Annotated in this window: 18 protein-coding genes and 2 pseudogenes; 14 read left to right on the forward strand and 6 right to left on the reverse strand. The window is 69.6% G+C overall.

Features of this window, described 5'->3' with window-relative positions; genetic code table 11:
* Positions 1-351: 351 nt before the first annotated feature.
* From ACGFNI_RS05850 to ACGFNI_RS05865, 4 genes and pseudogenes are all read left to right on the forward strand, one after another.
* Positions 352-465: pseudogene (locus ACGFNI_RS05850) on the forward strand (fibronectin type III domain-containing protein); the annotation flags it as partial.
* An 89-nt stretch (positions 466-554) separates the two neighbouring features.
* Positions 555-1037, forward strand: a complete 483-nt coding sequence (locus ACGFNI_RS05855; protein WP_393680949.1) for a metallophosphoesterase — start codon at positions 555-557, stop codon at positions 1035-1037.
* Entirely contained in the window at positions 1028-1279 is a 252-nt protein-coding gene (locus tag ACGFNI_RS05860) for a hypothetical protein (RefSeq protein WP_393680951.1), read from the forward strand. Before ACGFNI_RS05855 ends, ACGFNI_RS05860 begins: the two co-directional genes overlap by 10 nt.
* A 186-nt stretch (positions 1280-1465) precedes the next feature.
* Positions 1466-1966 (forward strand): hypothetical protein, encoded by a 501-nt coding sequence (locus ACGFNI_RS05865; protein WP_393680952.1) that lies wholly within the window; start codon positions 1466-1468, stop codon positions 1964-1966.
* A gap of 186 nt (positions 1967-2152) precedes the next feature.
* Here ACGFNI_RS05865 and ACGFNI_RS05870 read toward each other — a convergent pair whose 3' ends face one another.
* Together ACGFNI_RS05870 and ACGFNI_RS05875 are read right to left on the reverse strand one after the other, a co-directional pair.
* On the reverse strand, positions 2153-3568 hold the full coding sequence (locus ACGFNI_RS05870) for an MFS transporter (protein WP_393680954.1): 1416 nt from the start codon (positions 3566-3568) through the stop codon (positions 2153-2155).
* 119 nt (positions 3569-3687) lie between these two features.
* Positions 3688-3846 carry a hypothetical protein gene (locus tag ACGFNI_RS05875; RefSeq protein ID WP_393680956.1) on the reverse strand — a complete coding sequence of 53 codons (159 nt, stop codon included), beginning with the start codon at positions 3844-3846 and terminating at the stop codon, positions 3688-3690.
* 286 nt (positions 3847-4132) lie between these two features.
* Between ACGFNI_RS05875 and ACGFNI_RS05880 the strand changes: the two genes are divergently transcribed.
* On the forward strand, positions 4133-4411 hold the full coding sequence (locus tag ACGFNI_RS05880; RefSeq protein WP_393680957.1) for a DUF6191 domain-containing protein: 279 nt from the start codon (positions 4133-4135) through the stop codon (positions 4409-4411).
* 120 nt (positions 4412-4531) lie between these two features.
* Here the strand turns inward: ACGFNI_RS05880 and ACGFNI_RS05885 are convergent, their stop codons facing one another.
* Positions 4532-4993, reverse strand: a complete 462-nt coding sequence (locus tag ACGFNI_RS05885; RefSeq protein WP_393681458.1) for a MarR family winged helix-turn-helix transcriptional regulator — start codon at positions 4991-4993, stop codon at positions 4532-4534.
* 91 nt (positions 4994-5084) lie between these two features.
* Here ACGFNI_RS05885 and ACGFNI_RS05890 point away from each other — a divergent pair, with 91 nt between their 5' ends.
* Positions 5085-5456 carry a VOC family protein gene (locus ACGFNI_RS05890; protein WP_393680958.1) on the forward strand — a complete coding sequence of 124 codons (372 nt, stop codon included), beginning with the start codon at positions 5085-5087 and terminating at the stop codon, positions 5454-5456.
* 198 nt (positions 5457-5654) lie between these two features.
* Here the strand turns inward: ACGFNI_RS05890 and ACGFNI_RS05895 are convergent, their stop codons facing one another.
* Positions 5655-6554, reverse strand: a complete 900-nt coding sequence (locus tag ACGFNI_RS05895; RefSeq protein WP_393680960.1) for an MBL fold metallo-hydrolase — start codon at positions 6552-6554, stop codon at positions 5655-5657.
* 197 nt (positions 6555-6751) lie between these two features.
* Here ACGFNI_RS05895 and ACGFNI_RS05900 point away from each other — a divergent pair, with 197 nt between their 5' ends.
* From ACGFNI_RS05900 to ACGFNI_RS05935, 8 genes and pseudogenes are all read left to right on the forward strand, one after another.
* On the forward strand, positions 6752-7108 hold the full coding sequence (locus ACGFNI_RS05900; RefSeq protein WP_393680961.1) for a MerR family transcriptional regulator: 357 nt from the start codon (positions 6752-6754) through the stop codon (positions 7106-7108).
* A 248-nt stretch (positions 7109-7356) separates the two neighbouring features.
* Entirely contained in the window at positions 7357-7707 is a 351-nt protein-coding gene (locus tag ACGFNI_RS05905; RefSeq protein WP_393680963.1) for a LysR substrate-binding domain-containing protein, read from the forward strand.
* Between the two features lie 236 nt (positions 7708-7943).
* Entirely contained in the window at positions 7944-8606 is a 663-nt protein-coding gene (locus ACGFNI_RS05910; RefSeq protein ID WP_393680965.1) for a GMC family oxidoreductase, read from the forward strand.
* Positions 8507-9559, forward strand: a pseudogene (locus tag ACGFNI_RS05915) (GMC family oxidoreductase); the annotation flags it as partial. The gene ACGFNI_RS05910 and the pseudogene ACGFNI_RS05915, both read left to right, overlap by 100 nt.
* A gap of 49 nt (positions 9560-9608) precedes the next feature.
* Positions 9609-9932, forward strand: a complete 324-nt coding sequence (locus ACGFNI_RS05920; protein WP_393680967.1) for an ArsR/SmtB family transcription factor — start codon at positions 9609-9611, stop codon at positions 9930-9932.
* The gene (locus tag ACGFNI_RS05925) at positions 9898-10284 is read left to right on the forward strand and encodes a VOC family protein (protein ID WP_393680969.1); all 387 of its coding nucleotides are present in this window, start codon (positions 9898-9900) and stop codon (positions 10282-10284) included. The genes ACGFNI_RS05920 and ACGFNI_RS05925 overlap by 35 nt, the downstream gene beginning before the upstream one ends.
* Before the next feature lie 862 nt (positions 10285-11146).
* Positions 11147-12559, forward strand: coding sequence for a family 2B encapsulin nanocompartment shell protein (locus tag ACGFNI_RS05930; RefSeq protein WP_393680971.1), 1413 nt, complete (start codon positions 11147-11149; stop codon positions 12557-12559).
* A gap of 249 nt (positions 12560-12808) precedes the next feature.
* Positions 12809-13798, forward strand: coding sequence for a hypothetical protein (locus ACGFNI_RS05935; RefSeq protein WP_393680973.1), 990 nt, complete (start codon positions 12809-12811; stop codon positions 13796-13798).
* 77 nt (positions 13799-13875) lie between these two features.
* Here the strand turns inward: ACGFNI_RS05935 and ACGFNI_RS05940 are convergent, their stop codons facing one another.
* Positions 13876-15504, reverse strand: a complete 1629-nt coding sequence (locus tag ACGFNI_RS05940) for a multicopper oxidase family protein (protein WP_393680974.1) — start codon at positions 15502-15504, stop codon at positions 13876-13878.
* 77 nt (positions 15505-15581) lie between these two features.
* Positions 15582-16016, reverse strand: a complete 435-nt coding sequence (locus ACGFNI_RS05945; protein WP_393680976.1) for a DUF6153 family protein — start codon at positions 16014-16016, stop codon at positions 15582-15584.
* Between the last annotated feature and the right edge of the window lie 75 nt (positions 16017-16091).

Below are 16091 nucleotides of genomic sequence, written 5' to 3' on the forward strand. Positions count from 1 at the left end.
ATATGCCAACTCCCTCCGGATCAGCCGGAGTTCGCGATTCCGCGCACCGGGGCGCCTACGGTTGCCCACGCCCCGCTCCCCGCCTCGAAAGAGACCTTCATGCAGGAGGCACGCACGACGCTCGCACGCAGGTCCGTACTCCGGGGTTCAGCGGTGGCCGCCGACGTCGTGGCGGGCGCCGCGGCTCCGGTCCCGGCGACGGCCGAGCCCGCCAGGACGACGGAGCCCGCCGACGGAACCGGCCCGGACGAGCGCACACCCACGTCCCTCCTCCAGCGGCAGCCGCACCGGCTCGGCACACCGGCGGTGAGCGGGGTGCATCTCCAGTTCGGTGCGGATCCCGCCACGGAGATGACGGTGTCCTGGATCAGCCCGCAGTCCGTCCGCAGACCGCAGGTCCGGTTCGGCTCACCCGACGGCGGCGCGGGATCGGCCGTCGACGCGGACACCGTGACCTACCGCGACGCGCTGTCGAAGGAGGAGGTGTACGTCCACCACGCCCGGCTCACCGGCCTGCGTCCGGGGAGACCCGCGGGCTCTGTTACGCGTTCACCGTGGGCGCGGTCCGCTTCCTCTCGCTCGCCAATGACGACGTGGCGATCCAGGACACCGGCGACACCTACGTGCGCGGCTACTCCGCAGGCGCCCAACACCGTTGGCTGGCAAGCGAGTTGAAGGCCGCCCGGCACAACCGGGAGATCGACTGGATCGTGGTCTGCATGCACCATCCGATGATCTCCAGCAGCCGGAGCGGTTCCGGCAGTGACCTCGGGGTGCGCAGCGCCTGGGGCCCGCTCTTCGACGCCTACGGTGTCGACCTGGTACTCGGCGGCCACGAGCACTACTACGAGCGGTCCCTGCCCGTACGCGGCACCCTGCCCAATGACGCCCGCACGCCCGTGCCGAAGCAGACCCGCACCGATGTGGCCGACACGGGCCGGGCACGATGCACCTGGCCATCGGAGGCGGCGGCAACTTCGCCACCACGCAGGACGACCTGTTCCGGGAGGCGAAGGGCCGGGTGGTCGTGGACCTGACGAAGGAGCAGGAGGGCCGCCACCGCAAGCCCTTGTGGTTCATCGAGGACGCGCCCTGGCGTGCGTTCCAGGACCGCGAACACACCCACGGCTTCGCCGCGTTCGACGTCGACCCCGGAGACGCACGCGAGGGCCGGACCCGGATGCGGGTCACGTACTACACCTTCGACGGCCCCCACGGCGAGCTGACCCCGGTGGACAGCGTCACCCTGGAACGCCCACGGGGCGACGCACACCGGTGACACAACCGCCTCGGCACGGCGGCCGGCCCGGCGTCCGTTGGGGTGCGTGACGAGTGTCGGTCCATCAGGGCGGCGGCGTTGTCGTGGGACGCTCGCACCGCTCCGCACGGGTCCACGTCCCCGGGACCGTGACCGTTCAAGGCGGTCCCGGGGACGCGCCGTGCGAATCCTGACGTGGGAGGCCCGGTGGATGTCAGCACGTTCTACGCACTCTTCTCGGCCACCTGCTTCACGCTGGTCGGCCTCTGGTGGAACGTGGTGCAGGGGCACCAGGAGTGGCTGCGCGAACCGGCGCTGCGCCGCATCGTCGGTGGCATCTACATCTCGTTCCTGCTCCCTGCGCTCATGGGCCTGTTCGCGCAGGTCGGCGGTACCGAGACCCCGGAGATCTGGCGGTTCAGCTTCGTGGCGTTCGCCGTGATCGGCTGTGTGTCGACGCTGCGCCTGATCGGGCGCAGCGGCCGGAACGGCTCGTCCGTGTTCGTGTCCCTGACTCAGACGGTGGCGGCCCTGTTCTACGCCTTGATCGCGCTGGTGGGCGCGAGGCCCGAACTCGCCGACGTCGTCGGCCTGAAGCCGATCCAGGCCGAGGCGGTGCTGCTGATCCTGCTGGTCGTGCTGGGCCACGGGCTGGTCTGGAAGTTCATGGCCGGCGAAGGCCAGCAGCCCGCCGACGACGCGGACTGAGGAACGAGGCTCCGCGAGCAGCAGGTCGCCGGCCCGGTCCTTCTCGCTGAGGGCGGCGCTACCGGCGTCGGGGTCCGGTCGGGCGTACGGAGGCGTGAGTCCGGCCGGTCTTTTCGTGCGGTGCGTACCGGCCCGGACCCGAGCCGGCGCGGAGGGCTACGTGCGCGCCGGCTCGGGGTCGGCCGGCTAGGCGGTGCGCCGCTCGCGCAGCAGGAGGCCGACCACGACCGCTCCGGCGGAGAGCGCGACGGCGCTGAATACGAACGCGGTGCGGTAGCCGTGGACGGCTGCCGCCGGGCCGCTTCCGGCGGCGGTGACCAGCGTGGCCAGGACCGCGGACCCCAAGGCGCCGGCGATCTCGTTGACGGAGTTGAACACCGCTCCTGCCGTGCCGCTGTCGCCCTCGGGCACCCGGTCCAGCGCGGTGTTCGAGGCCGCGGCGAACATCGGCCCGACGCCCGTGCAGAGCACCAGCAGACCGGGCAGCACGGCGGTCAGGTAGTCGCCGTCGCCGTTCACCCGCGCCAGCAGCAGCACGCCCAGGGCGGAGACCGCCAGCCCGCCGGTCATCAGGGGCAGCGGCCCGGTACGGGGCAGCAGGCGTCCGCCGAGGGTGGCGGAGACGGCCATCCCGGCCGAGTACGGCAGGAAGGCCAGTCCCGTGACCAGGGCGGACATGCCCAGATTGCGCTGGAGGTAGTAGCTCAGCAGCAGGAAGATGCCGGTGATGGCCAGGCCGCCGAGCCCCACCGCGAGCATCCCGGAGGCACGCCGTCGGTCGGTGACGATCCGCAGCGGCAGCAACGGGTGACTGCCACGCCGCTGCAGCCGTACGAACGTCACGAGCAGTACCGGTGCCACCGTGAAGCTGCCCCACGTCCACACCGAGCTCCAGCCGTGTTGCTGAGCGGCCGACACCCCGTACACCAGGACACCCAGGCCGAGCACGGCGGTCAGCGCGCCGGGCAGGTCGTAACGGCGCGTGCCGTCGGTACGGCTCTCCTCCAGTACGCGCCTGGCGGCCACCGCAGCGCACCACGCGAACGGCGCCGCGATGACCATGCACCAGCGCCAGGACGCGAATTCGGTCAGGGCGCCGCCCGCGATCAGCCCCATCGCGGAGCCCGCTCCGAAGGCCGCTCCGTAGATGCCGAACGCCTTCGCCCGGTCGGACGGGTCGCTGAAGGTGGTGGACAGCAGGGACAGTGCGGCCGGAGCGAGCAGAGCCGCGAAAGCTCCCTGGCCCGCCCGCATGACGAAGAACATCAGGCCGTTCACGGCGAGCCCGCCCACCGTGGAGCAGGCGGCGAAGCCGGCCAGACCCAGGACGAAGGCCCGCCTGCGTCCGGCGTTGTCCGCGATCCGGCCGCCCAGCAGCAACAGTGCGCCGAAGGCCAGCATGTAGCTGGTCACACCCCACTGGCGGGTCGGCTCGGAGATGTGCAGGGCGCGCTGCACGGACGGCAGGGCGATGTTCATGATCGAGGCGTCCAGGATGACGAGCAGTTGCGCCAGACAGATGACGATGACGCCAAGCCAGCGGCGGCGCCGGTCAGCCGCATGGTGTTCGGACAGGGGGAACTCTGTGGTGAGGGAATGCATGGATCTTCGTTCCATCGGCATGGCAGCCCGCATGAACCACCAAGACAAGGTGTGCAAAGGACGCAGAGGTGATGGAAGCGCGAGCCCGGACGCGTGGAACCGCGGAAACGGTGCGCGCGTCAGGCGCCGGAGGCCATCACGGGCCGACGCCTGGAGATCCACACCAGGCCGGCCGGGCGACGGTCGATGGCCCGGCGGCCCCGGGAGAACCTGGCCATGCCGAAGCGGACCGCGGACTGCGCGCGGTCTGTCGCCTCGGACATCAGAAGGGCCAGCATGAGCACCATGCTATCCGCCATCGGCACGAACGGATTCCGATTTTCTGGCTGCTGCGCCGGACATGCGAGGGCGACGTGCGACAGTCCGGCGGTCACCGCCACGGGGCGACGGGCTCTCTAGAGGTCCTGGCAAAGGTGCCGCCACCCTTCGGGCGTCTCGGCGCCTCGCTCCCACAGACCGTCCGAAGTCAGCTCCTCTACGATTCCCTGAGGGAGCAACGAACAAGCAGCGACCAGGACATCGGGGTCGAGCTCCCGGAAGATCGGTATTCGGAGGCGGAGTTAGGTGTTGCTGACGGTCGCAGGCGTGGTCGCCGCCCTTTGGGTGCTGCTCTTTGTGTGGGCGGGCCGGCGCCGGCGCAAGTTCGGAGGGGGCGGCGCGACGTCCGGAGCGTGGGACGAGCTCTTCCAGCCCTCACGACAGCATGTCCAGGAGGAGAAGGAACGCCGGCTCGCCCTCCGTGACGATGCCAAGTCCGCTGCACCGCCGCGCAGTTCCGTGGACCTGCACTCCGGCGTAGCAGTGATTCGCCCGGAGCCCGGTCACCGGACCGAACAACGCTGACCGGCAGTCTCCCTGCGTCCTACGCAACCGTACGAACGGCCAGGGGAAAACCTTGGCCGGAGGCCGCGCACGCGCGCACCTGGCCGTCGTCGTAGGGCGTCTTCGCACCAGCTCGGCGGGTCAGCCCTCCAGAGCCGCCGCGATGTGGTCGAGGTCGGTGAGGAGCGCCGCGACGCGCTGGGGCGGGATCGCCTCGACCATGCGCTGCTCGACGGCGTACACGGCGGCCTGGACCGCGGCGAGACGCGTGTGGCCCTCTTCGGTGAGGCGGGCGGGCCGGGCCCGGCCGTGATCGGCGGTGGCGGGGCGGGTGATCAGTCCCGCTTCCTGGAGGCCCCGCAGAACGACGTTCCCGGACTGCCGGGTGACGAAGGTCGCGCGGGCGAGGTCGGCGTTCGACATGCCGGGGCTCAGGGCGAGTAGTTCGAGAGTGGCGTACTGCGGCACGGTCAGCCCGTGCTCGCGCAGAGCCTTGTCCATGGCGCCGCGCAGGGCCGCCTGGGCGCGTTTGAGCAGATATCCCACGTGGTGGGTGACGTCGTCCGCGGGACGGAGCGGGTCCGTCGGCGCATCCTCGTTCATGCCGGCCTCATCCATGTCAGTATTTTGACATAGCTTATTCCGGCAGCCTAGTCTCCCCTATGTCAAAGTACTGACATCGAGAGGGAAACTCATGCCTGTTGCCATCGACGGTCCCGACTTCATCGCCCTTCAGGTCCACGACGTGGAAGCCGCGGCGGCCTTCTGCGAGCAGCACCTGGGGCTGCGCCGAGCCGCGGTCTCGCCCCCGCATGCGGTCGTGTTCGACACCGCGCCGACCCCGTTCGCCGTCCGCGCACTCCTCCCGGGCATCAACCTTGCCGACGTCGCACGACCGGGCCTCGGCGTGGTGCTCTGGTTCCGGACTCCGGACGCTCACCAGCTCCACGACCAGCTCGTCGCCGCCGGCATCAAGATCATCACGCCGATGAAGGACAGCCCTTTCGGGCCGATGTTCTCCTTCGAGGGACCGGAGGGGTACACACTCACCGCGCACGGCGGCTGACCGAAACCCGCCGCCCCTCCCCGGCCGGGCCCTCCCCTTCCCCAAGAACCGTGAACTCCCAGGTCCGCGCCCGCCGACGGCATCCGGCGCACGACCGTGATCGTGCTCACCGACAGCCGCTGCGCCGATGCTCCTCGCGTCGCCGTCCGGCGAGGGTGCGCAGCATCGGTGCGGAGGGGGAGCCGGGGTCGGCGGTGGTCAGGACGGCTGGCCCGCTTGGCGTTCTTGCGCAACGGTCCGCGGCTCGTTTTTCCGGTAGCGGTCGAGTTCGACCGGATCATGGGCGGAGAAGATTTCGATCTGATCGCCATGGTCTTTGGCCAGTTCGCGCAGCCGGGCCTGATTGCGGTGGCGGGCTGGGCCGTCGGTTTGGACCAGCGTCTGGAAGAGGGCCAATCCTGGCGTGGAGTGTGGAGCCAGTGGATCGATCTCGCTATGGGAGAAGTAGGCGTCCCCTGCGTGCAGCAGCCAATGGGGGCTGGTTACGCCTTCCGTTTCCTCTTGGCGGCGCACTGCCACACCGGTGTGGCCGCGGGTGTGCCCAGGTAGCGGTATCAGCGCGATGTCGGCTGGAATTCCCTGGAGTTGTCGTACGGCCTCGAAGCCGAACCAGTGGTCTCCGCCGGCGGGGTTGTAGGTGACCCAGTCGGGCCCATGGGCCCATTGGCCGGTTCGGTATCGGGAACGATCGGCCCGTGTGGCGGCCCTCATCGCGGCTTGGTGTTCGGTCGCGTGGAGGTGAACCTTGGCCTTGGGGAAGTCGGGCAGCCCGCCGGCGTGGTCGAGGTCGAGGTGGGTCAGGACGATGTGCCTGACGTCGTCGGCCGCGTATCCCAGCTTGGTCACCTGGCGCACCGCTGTCTCGGCGAGGTCCAGACGCGGCCGGGTGAAGAACAGGAATTCGCGGCCCAGAGATTGCCCGGGGTTGGCGATGTCGTGCAGGCCGACCCCGGTGTCCACCAGCACCAGCCCTTGGTCGGTCTCGATCAGCAGGCAGTGGCAGACCATCCGGGCGGTCTGGAACGGCAGCCGGTTGCCGTTGATGAGCCGGCCGCCGACCGGCTGCATCGTGCCGCAGTTCAGGTGATGGATGCGCATCGAGTTCCCTCTCCAGGAATGCAGTTCGGAATCGGTGACGGCTAGTCAATTCATGTCGTGGTGGGCCGCCTTGTCCACCAGGTGAGCCGCGGCGCCGGACGACTGGGCGCACCACGGTGGTGCCGTGCCGGACAGCGGTGCTTCACGCTAAACGGTGGAGTACGCTCCAGGGTCAAGCCACGATCCGACGGAGGGGCATGCGCATCGGAGAACTGGCCGCACAAGCGGGCATTTCGAAGGACACCATTCGGTTCTACGAGAAACTCGGCCTCGTCACAGGTCGACGGTTGACCAACGGCTATCGCGACTTTCCGCCCGAGACAGTGACCTGGCTGCACTACATCCGCACCGCACAATCGCTCGGATTCTCACTGGCGGAGATCGCACGGCACGGCGAGAAACTTCGTGACGCGCCGAATGCCGCAGAAGCACTGTCTGTACTGCTCAAGGAGAAGATCCAAGTCATCGACGCGCGCATGGCCGAGCTCGCCGCCCTGCGAACCGACCTTGAGGTGCGCGTCGGCACCGGATGCCCGTTGCAGCCGGCTGATTGAGAAAACCTCACTGGTCAGACGCCCATCTGGCCGTCCGCTGGGAACGCCGCCGCTACGCCGTGGCGGAAGTACTCCACGGGGCGGGTGACGTCCGGGGGCGTGGGGGTGGTTGGTGGGCTCGTGGCCGTCGTCTACTGCCATCGGATCTCCGGGGCAGGCCAACGGGCAGCAAAAAGCCCCCTATACGGCATGCCGTAGTCGACCACGTCCACGGAGAAGGGGTACTCCCACAGGTGATCTTCGGGAGCGTGGACAGCGCGTTCGGAGCGGAGAAGTTCACCGGCATAAGAACGGAATTCGGCCTCCGCCAGACCACCGACCTGCTGTTCTCCCGGGCTGGGATCGCCCCCACGATCGCCTTGGAGGCCACCGAAATCGCCACCATCCGCGGCCTGGTCGCCTCCGGCCTGGGCGTCTCCGTACTCCCCCACGACCCCGACACCACCGAACCCGCCGGCCTCGCCCTCATACCCCTGACCGGCCCCTCAGCCCACCGCACCATCGGCCTCGCCTGGCACCGCACCCGTCGCACCACCCCCGCCGCACGCGATTTCCGAAACTTCACCAAGGAGCGGGCGGAACCGGGGCGTAGCGGGTAGCAACGCCTCCTTTCCAGGGCACCTGGCGTGCCCGATCCTGGTGCAGGCCGGCACCGACGACCGTGTCGCGCTGCCCGATGCGGCGCGCTCCCCCGTCGACGGGACGGCGCCGGGCTCCCCGGATGTACCGGTCAAGGGCGGCACGTACCCACCCATCCGTCCGTGATCTGCGCACTCTTCGTCCGTACCACGCACTCCTCAGCCGAAGAAGACGTCATGAGCATGAAGGAGACGGAATGAGCAGTTACGACTACGTCATCGTCGGCGCCGGATCAGCGGGCTCCGTGCTGGCGGCACGACTGTCCGAGGACCCCGGCGTCCGGGTGGCGGTGATCGAGGCGGGCGGCCCCGACACCGCCCAGGAGATCCACATACCCGCCGCCTTCCCCCAGTTGTTCAAGACCGGCCTCGACTGGGACTTCGACTCCGACCCTGAACCCGGGATCGGCGGCCGGCGGACCTATCTGCCCCGGGGCAAGATGTTCGGCGGCACCAGCTCCATGAACGCCATGATCTACATTCGCGGCAACCGCGCCGACTACGACAGCTGGGCCGCGGCCGGCGCCACCGGCTGGTCCTACACCGACGTGCTGCCGTACTTCCGGCACGCCGAGGACAACCAGCGCGGTGAGGATGAATTCCACGGCGTGGGCGGGCCGCTGACGGTCAGTGACGGCAGGTCCCGGCACCCGCTCGCCTCAGCCTTCCTGCACGCCGCCGAGCAGTCCGGGCACGAGGCGAACGACGACTTCAACGGCGAGACACAGTTCGGCGTCGGCCGCTACCAGCTCACCCAGCGCGGCGGCATGCGCTGCAGCACGGCCGTCGCCTACTGCACCCCGCCCTCGAACGCCCCAACCTCACCGTGCTCCCCTCGGCCCGCGCACACCGCATCGTGATCGAGGACGGCCGGGCGACGGGTGTGGAGGTGGAGCGGGGCGGCACCGTCGAGGTCGTCCGTGCCGAGCGTGAGGTGATCCTGTCCGCGGGCGCCTACGAGTCCCCGAAGCTGCTGATGCTGTCCGGGATCGGGCCGGCCGCCGCCCTGTCCGCCTTCGGCATCGACGTCATACGCGACCTGCCCGTCGGCCAGGGCCTGCAGGACCACTACATGACGCTGCTGAACTTCCGCACCGACGCCGAGTCGCTGGCCGGCGCCGCGAGCCCGGAGAACGCCGCACTGCTGCGGAGCGAAGGGCGCGGTCCGCTGACCTCCAACATCGGTGAGGCCGGCGGCTTCTTCCGCAGCCGCATCGGCCTGGACGCCCCGGACCTGCAATTCCACGCCGCCCCCGTCCTCTTCCACCAGGAAGGACTCGGCCCTGCCACCGAACACGGCTTCGCCTTCGGCCCCTGCGTACTCACCCCCACCAGCCGCGGCACGGTCACACTGCGCTCCCCCCGCCCCGACACCGCACCCCGGATCGTCCACAACTACCTGACGACGTCCGAAGACCGGGACAGCATCATCGCCGGCCTCCGGATCGCCCTCGACATCGCGGCGCAACGGGCGGTGGCCGACCTCATCACCGGGCCCTACGACGTGCCGGCCTCGGACTCCGACGCGGACCTGCTCGCCTGGGCACAGCGATCCGGGCATACGCTCTACCACCCGACGTCTACCTGCGCCATCGGCGCCGTGATCGACCCCGAACTGCGCGTATACGACGTGGCGTGCCTGCGGGTCGTCGACGCCTCGGTATTCCCGACCGTGCCGCGCGGAAACACCAACGCCCCCACCATCATGGCCGCGGAGAAAGCGGCCGACCTCATCAAGGGCAATGAAAAGGGCGACAAGGCAACGGCGGCCGGGAAAGCACGCGATGACGAGAGCCCGGTCAGCCACCGATGAGGCGCGGCGAACTTGATAGGCAAGTCCCTACTTGCCTATGGTGCGAGGTGTGACGGAGGATCTTTTCAAGGCTCTGGCCGATCCCACCCGTCGGCGCATCCTTGATGAGCTGGTGGAGCGGGACGGCCAAACCCTGTTCGAGATATGCGCACGGCTGGTGACCAAGCACGGTCTCGGACTGTCCCGCCAGGCGATCAGCCAGCATCTTGCCGTAATGGAATCCGCGGGTCTGGTCCATTCACGACGCCAGGGCCGCTACAAGTTCCACGATCTGAACACCGAACCCCTTGAGCGCATCGTGAGCCGGTGGCTCAGGCCCGATGCACGGGAGAGCGCCCATGAAGATTCACCTGACCAGCGTCTTCGTCGATGACCAGGAAAAGGCCCTGCGTTTTTACAGGGACGTGCTGGGATTCGTGACGAAGCACGACGTCCCGCTGGGCGAGGACCGGTGGCTGACCGTGGTCTCGCCGGAGGAACCCGACGGGACCGAACTCCTGCTGGAGCCCTCCGGTCATCCCGCGGTGAAGCCGTACAAGACGGCGCTCGTCCAGGACGGCATCCCGGTCACCTCCTTCGCCGTGGACGACGTACCCGCGGAGTTCAACCGGCTGCGCGAGCTGGGGGTGCACTTCACCCAGGAGCCGCTGGAGATGGGCCCGGTCACCACCGCGGTGCTGGACGACACCTGCGGCAACCTGATCCAGATCATGCACAGCAAGTAGGGATCCGGCTCGGGCGGAAGTGCGCGAGCACATGAGCTGATCTCTCTGCGGTCCCGGTTCCGCGCGGATGCCACGTCGCGCGGAACCGCCCGTGTTTCGACCTCCGCGGCCAGCCCTGTGCCGGTCAAGCGCCGCAGGGGTGGCACCGCCGTCGCCCTGCCGCCCCACTCCCCCAGAACCCTTTGCTTTCCCTGCGCTCCCCCCGCATTCGCATTCCCCCGGGACTTCAGCCACGACCGAGTTGCCGCCTCAAAGCGAGCCGCCATCACGGCAGTTGTGGGCGTCAACATCTGGGGGACGCGGGTTTACGCGCAGTGTGGTGCCGCGGGCGTCACACCCCGGGGCTCGGGACGTGATCCGGCCGGTTCCCGGCTCCCGCCCTCCGGCATCCGGCTCGGCGGTGAACTTGGCCGGATTCACCTCCGCCCGGGTGCCGAGGGCGCCTTCGGGCCATCGCGGATGGCGGGGGCCGACTGCCACCCGGGGCCCCTTTCGACGTCGATGGCAGCCCTCCCCTGCGGCAGCACGTACGCGGGACTCCTGGTCGTTGATCTTTGGCTGACGAGGCGTCACCTCACGTGCGAATGACGCCGAAGGAAGCACGGCGGCGGCAACCGTGCCGCGCACCGGACGCGCTCCCGATCAAGTAGGCCGAATATTTTCGGTTATCCGTATAAACCTGATGCGGAGCAAGATCACTGCATCGAGGTAACACCGCCGGTCTCATTTGCGTGAGCTGGGCGTAACGGCCCTTTACCGGTCCCCGGGAGCCGGACGGATTTCCTGACATCCGGCCTCCGTCCTAATTCACCGGTTGGCCCGCCGTACCCCGATCCCCCCTTCGCGAAGGAGATTTCGCCAGATGACCGTTGAGACCGGCCCGGAAGCGCAGCCGGAGGCACCCCGGCAGACCAGCCTGAGCACCGCGGCTGCCCGCAACCTTGCCAGCACGACCAAGTCCGCCCCGCAGATGCAGGAGATCACCTCTCGCTGGCTGCTGCGGGTACTCCCCTGGGTGGAGACCAAGGGCGGCGCCTACCGGGTGAACCGCCGGCTGACCTACACCGTCGGCGATGGCCAGATCGAGTTCGTCCAAGACGGCGCCAACGTCCGGGTGATCCCCCGCGAGCTCGGCGAACTGGCCCTGCTGCGCGGCTTCGAAGACGTCGAGGTGCTGACCGCGATCGCCAACCGGTGCGTCCAGCGCGACTTCCGCGCCGGCGAGGTGCTGGCCGAGCGCCGTGCCCACGCCGAGCAGATCCACCTGATCGCGCACGGCCGGGTCAGCCAGATCGCCGTCGGCAAGTACGGCGCCGAGATCTCCGACGACGTGCTCGCCGACGGCGACCACTTCGGCGAGGACGCCCTTCTGGACTCCGACGCCACGTGGGACCGCACCATCACCGCCGAGACCGCCGGCACCCTGCTCACCCTGTCCCGCGCCGACTTCGCCTCCGTGCTGTCCACGACGCCGAGCCTCCAGGCCCACACCGAGCAGTTCCGCTCGCTTCCCCACCAGCGGCAGAACAAGCACGGCGAGGCCGAAATCGCGATGTCGGCCGGTCACACCGGTGAACCCGAACTGCCCGGCGCCTTCGTCGACTACGAACTCCGCCCGCGTGAGTACGAACTCTCCGTCGCGCAGACGGTGCTGCGGATCCACACGAGGGTCGCCGACCTCTACAACGGGCCGATGAACCAGACCGAGGAGCAGCTCAGGCTCACCATCGAGGCGCTGCGCGAGCGCCAGGAGCACGAGCTGATCAACAACCGGGAGTTCGGCCTCCTCCACAACGCCGCCTTCAAGCAGCGGATTCAGAGCCACTCCGGGCTGCCGACCCCGGACGACCTCGACGACCTCCTCTCCCGTCGCCGCGGCACGAAGCTCTTCCTCGCCCACCCCAGGGCAATCGCGGCGATCGGGCGCGAGTTCAACGCCCGCGGGCTCTACCCGGACCACGTCGACCTCGGCGGACAGCAGGTCCCGGCCTGGCGCGGGGTTCCGATCCTGCCCTGCAGCAAGATCCCGATCAGCAAGGGAAACACCAGCTCGATCCTCGCCATGCGTACCGGCGAGGAGAACCAGGGCGTCGTCGGTCTGCGCCAGACCGGCCTTCCGGAGGAGTACGAGCCGGGCCTGTCGGTGCGCTTCATGGGCATCAGCGAGCAGGCGATCATCTCGTACCTGGTGTCCACCTATTACTCCGCCGCCATCCTGGTGCCCGATGCGCTCGGCGTGCTGGAGAACGTGCAGATCGGCCGCCGCAACGGCTAGCGGATCCGTTCGGCGGCCACGACGGCCCGGACCTTCCCGGGCCGGGCGAGCACGCCCGGGATCCGGGGCAGCCCACCCCACCTCACCAAGGAGCTACGGATGCCCGATCCTGGGCCTTCCCCTCTACAGTCGAGCCCGCCTGCCACGGCGCCCCGCTCCGGGGCGCACGGCCACGTCACCGGTACCGAAACCGGCGCCCGGCCCGCTCTGCCCGGCCCGCCCTCCCTCCGTGCCATCAGGGCCTCTCCCGTGGACGGTCCGGGTGGTGACCTGATCGCGCAGCAGGCGCGGGAGGCCGCGGCCACGGTGCCGCGACCGGGCTCCGCCCTGGAACGGATTCTGCGCGGCCCCAGTGGTCTGGGCACGGCGAGCCTGCATCCGGGCCGCCGCGAGGAGCCTTCGGCCGCTGCGGCGCCCGAGACGCCGGCGGATGGCACACCGGTCCCTGGCCTCTACCACCATCCCGTGCCGCAGCCCGACCCGGCGCGGGTGGCAGAGATCAGCCGCAGGATCAAAACCTGGGCGGTGCACGAGGTCCAGGCGTACCCGCCGGAGTGGGAGGACCAGTTCGACGGCTTCTCCGTCGGCCGCTACATGGTCGCCTGCCATCCGGACGCTCCGACCGTCGACCACCTGATGATCGCCACACGGCTGATGGTCGCCGAGAACGCGGTCGATGACTGCTACTGCGAGGACCACGGCGGCTCGCCCATCGGTCTCGGCAGCCGCCTCCTGCTGGCGCACACGGCACTCGACCCGTTGCACACGACGGACGAGTACGCGCCGGCGTGGGTGGAGTCGCTCCAGTCGGACGCCCCTCGGCGGGCCTACCGCTCCGCCATGGAGTACTTCCTTCAGCAGTCCAGCGCTTCGCAGGCCGACCGGTACCGGCACGACATGGCCCGTCTGCACCTGGGGTACCTCGCCGAGGCCGCCTGGGCCCAGACGGATCAGGTTCCGGAGGTGTGGGAGTACCTGGCGATGCGCCAGTTCAACAACTTCCGCCCCTGCCCCACCATCACCGACACCGTCGGCGGCTACGAGCTGCCGGCCGACCTGCACGCCATGGCCGACAACCGTCTCGTGCCGCAGGCCGTCGTCGACCTGACTCCCGCGACGCTGCCGTACTGGAAGCTGCGGGCCACGTCGTCCCTGGTCACCGGCATTGAAGAGGCGTTCATCAACTCCTACGAGGACGGCTCCTTCCAGTACCTCCTGATCGCCGCCGACCGCGTCTGAGCGTCCGCCGGCCGAAAGGTCCGGGCCCGTCACCCGACGGGCCCGGACCTTTCGCCGCCACGGCGGCTACGGCTCGTTCAGGCGCGGTACGCCACGTTCGCCATCATCCCGGCCTCGCCGTGGTACGCGTTGTGGCAGTGGAGCATCCACTGGCCGGGGTTGTCGGCGTCGAAGAACACCGAGAGCTTCTGCTGCGGCAGCACGATCGTGGTGTCCTTGCGCGGTCCTGATGCGCCGAGTTGGTAGGTGTGGCCGTGCAGGTGCACCGGATGCCACATGTCGGTCTCGTTGACGAAGTCCAGCCGTACCCGCTGGCCCTCCGTGATGCGGAGGGGATTTGCCTGGGGATCGGCCATGTCGAACGGCTTGCCGTTGATGGCCCAGTCGTACTTCGCCATGCCGCCGGTCAGTTGGATCCGGTGGGTGACGTCGGTCCCGGCCTGCTTCAGCCGCACGCTGTCGGCGGCACGCAGCTGCGAGGCCGTGACGATCTTCCCGTCGAGCTCCTTCGGGCGGACGGTGGCCGACGGCTTGCCTCCGGAGCCCGTCCGCATCAGGGCGAGGCCGCTCGCGCCCTTGCCCTCCGCGGCTGCCACCAGCGGGAAAACCCCGTCGCCGAGGGTGACCAGGACGTCGTAGCGTTCGCCCATACCGATCAGCAGGGCGTCCACCTGCTGATGCCGGACCGGGAAGCCGTCGGTGTGGGTGACGGTCAGCCGGTGGCCGCCGAGGGCCACCCGGTAGGCGGTGTCCGAACCGGCGTTGATGATCCGCAGCCGGACCTTCTTGCCCGGCTTGCCCGTGTAGACGTCCGGGTCGGCGGGCACCCGGCCGTTGACGAGGTGGTGCGGATACTTCACGTCGCCCGCGTCGCCGCCCAGCAGCTTGCTGGTGGCGCCCATGAGCATGAACTTCATGGACATGCCGTCGCCCGACGACGCGGGGGAAGCGGAGGCAGAACTTCCCCCGCCCATCCCGCCCATGCCTCCGTGGGACATGCCGTCGTGCGACATGCTTCCGGAGCCCGAGTCACCGCCGCCATGCATGTCGCCCATGTCGCCCATGCCGTGCTTGAGTTCGGCGAAGGCTTCGTCGGGGGTGCCGCTCACGCCGTCGAGCCAGTCGTCGAGCACGACGACCCACTCGTCGTCGTAGCCGAGGGGTTCCTTGGGGTCCTCGACGACCAACGGGGCGTACAGACCGCGGTCGAGCTGGACGCCCACGTGCGGATGGAAGAAGTACGTACCGGGCGCCTCGGCGATGAAGCGGTACGTGAAGGTGGCACCGGCCCGTACGGCGGTCTGTGTGGTGGGCGGCACCCCGTCCATGTCGTTGCGCAGCGCGAGGCCGTGCCAGTGGACGGAGGTCGGCGTCTTCCCCGGAAGCTGGTTGGCCAGGGTGGCGACCAGGGTGTCGCCGGCGGATACCCGGACCTCCTTGCCCGGCGTGCGGCCGTCGAAGGCCCAGGTCTTGGGCATGATGCCGGCGCCCAGGTCGATGGTGGCGGGCGCGGCGGTCAGCGTGAGCTTGTGCTCCCGCCCGGTGCCTGCGCGCTTCTTCTCGGCGTCGGCGACCGCCGAGCCGGCGGGGCTGACCAGTGCCTGGCCGCTCCCCGATCCTGAGTTGCTGCCGCAGGCGGCGAGCGCGCCCGCCCCGGCGGTGCCGAGCCCGGCGAGCACGAGGGAGCGACGGGTGATGCTGTTCATGATGTGACGTCCTCTGACGTGAAAACTACGGAGGTGGCCATGGCGCGGACGGCACGTGGCGTGCCGTGCGGGACGGCCTAGATCCGCAGCACGGAGAGGGCGGACAAATCCGGCGGGGCGCGGCTCGCCACGCCTCCTGGCACCCGTCCCGCCGCGGCGCTGCGCAGGTCGGCGAACGGGTCGAGCACACCCTGGTCGGGCACGGCGAGCTGCACGCTGTCGATTCCTGCCGCGTTGCAGTGCGCCGTCCCCGGAGCCGCGCATCCCGCCGCGCCTGCGCTGCGTTCCGAGGGACTCGCCACGGACGGCTCTGCCGCACTCGGCGCCTTGTCGTCCGCGGCCCCGTCCATGACGGCATGCGCGGCATGGCCGGAGGAGGCCGACGCAGGCGGGGCGACGAGCATCGGCATTTCGTGGTGGATCAGCACCGCCACCGCGACGCACACGGCCAGGAGCGCGGCGAAGGCGAAGCGCACGGCCGAACCGCCGCCACCAGCTCTCCGCTGCGTCATCGACTCCCCTTGTGGCCGTGTCCCCGAGATCGCCACCTTACCCCCCGGGGGCATACGCGACGACGGCCGGGCAAG

Source organism: Streptomyces sp. NPDC048644, from assembly GCF_043199105.1.
GTDB lineage: Bacteria > Actinomycetota > Actinomycetes > Streptomycetales > Streptomycetaceae > Streptomyces.

Coding starts and splice junctions, on each gene's coding strand:
- ACGFNI_RS05870 (WP_393680954.1), bottom strand. CDS start 3,568: ATGCATTCCCTCACCACAGAGTTCCCCCTGTCCGAACACCATGCGGCT.
- ACGFNI_RS05875 (WP_393680956.1), bottom strand. CDS start 3,846: ATGCTGGCCCTTCTGATGTCCGAGGCGACAGACCGCGCGCAGTCCGCG.
- ACGFNI_RS05885 (WP_393681458.1), bottom strand. CDS start 4,993: ATGAACGAGGATGCGCCGACGGACCCGCTCCGTCCCGCGGACGACGTC.
- ACGFNI_RS05890 (WP_393680958.1), top strand. CDS start 5,085: ATGCCTGTTGCCATCGACGGTCCCGACTTCATCGCCCTTCAGGTCCAC.
- ACGFNI_RS05895 (WP_393680960.1), bottom strand. CDS start 6,554: ATGCGCATCCATCACCTGAACTGCGGCACGATGCAGCCGGTCGGCGGC.
- ACGFNI_RS05900 (WP_393680961.1), top strand. CDS start 6,752: ATGCGCATCGGAGAACTGGCCGCACAAGCGGGCATTTCGAAGGACACC.
- ACGFNI_RS05910 (WP_393680965.1), top strand. CDS start 7,944: ATGAGCAGTTACGACTACGTCATCGTCGGCGCCGGATCAGCGGGCTCC.
- ACGFNI_RS05925 (WP_393680969.1), top strand. CDS start 9,898: ATGAAGATTCACCTGACCAGCGTCTTCGTCGATGACCAGGAAAAGGCC.
- ACGFNI_RS05930 (WP_393680971.1), top strand. CDS start 11,147: ATGACCGTTGAGACCGGCCCGGAAGCGCAGCCGGAGGCACCCCGGCAG.
- ACGFNI_RS05940 (WP_393680974.1), bottom strand. CDS start 15,504: ATGAACAGCATCACCCGTCGCTCCCTCGTGCTCGCCGGGCTCGGCACC.
- ACGFNI_RS05945 (WP_393680976.1), bottom strand. CDS start 16,016: ATGACGCAGCGGAGAGCTGGTGGCGGCGGTTCGGCCGTGCGCTTCGCC.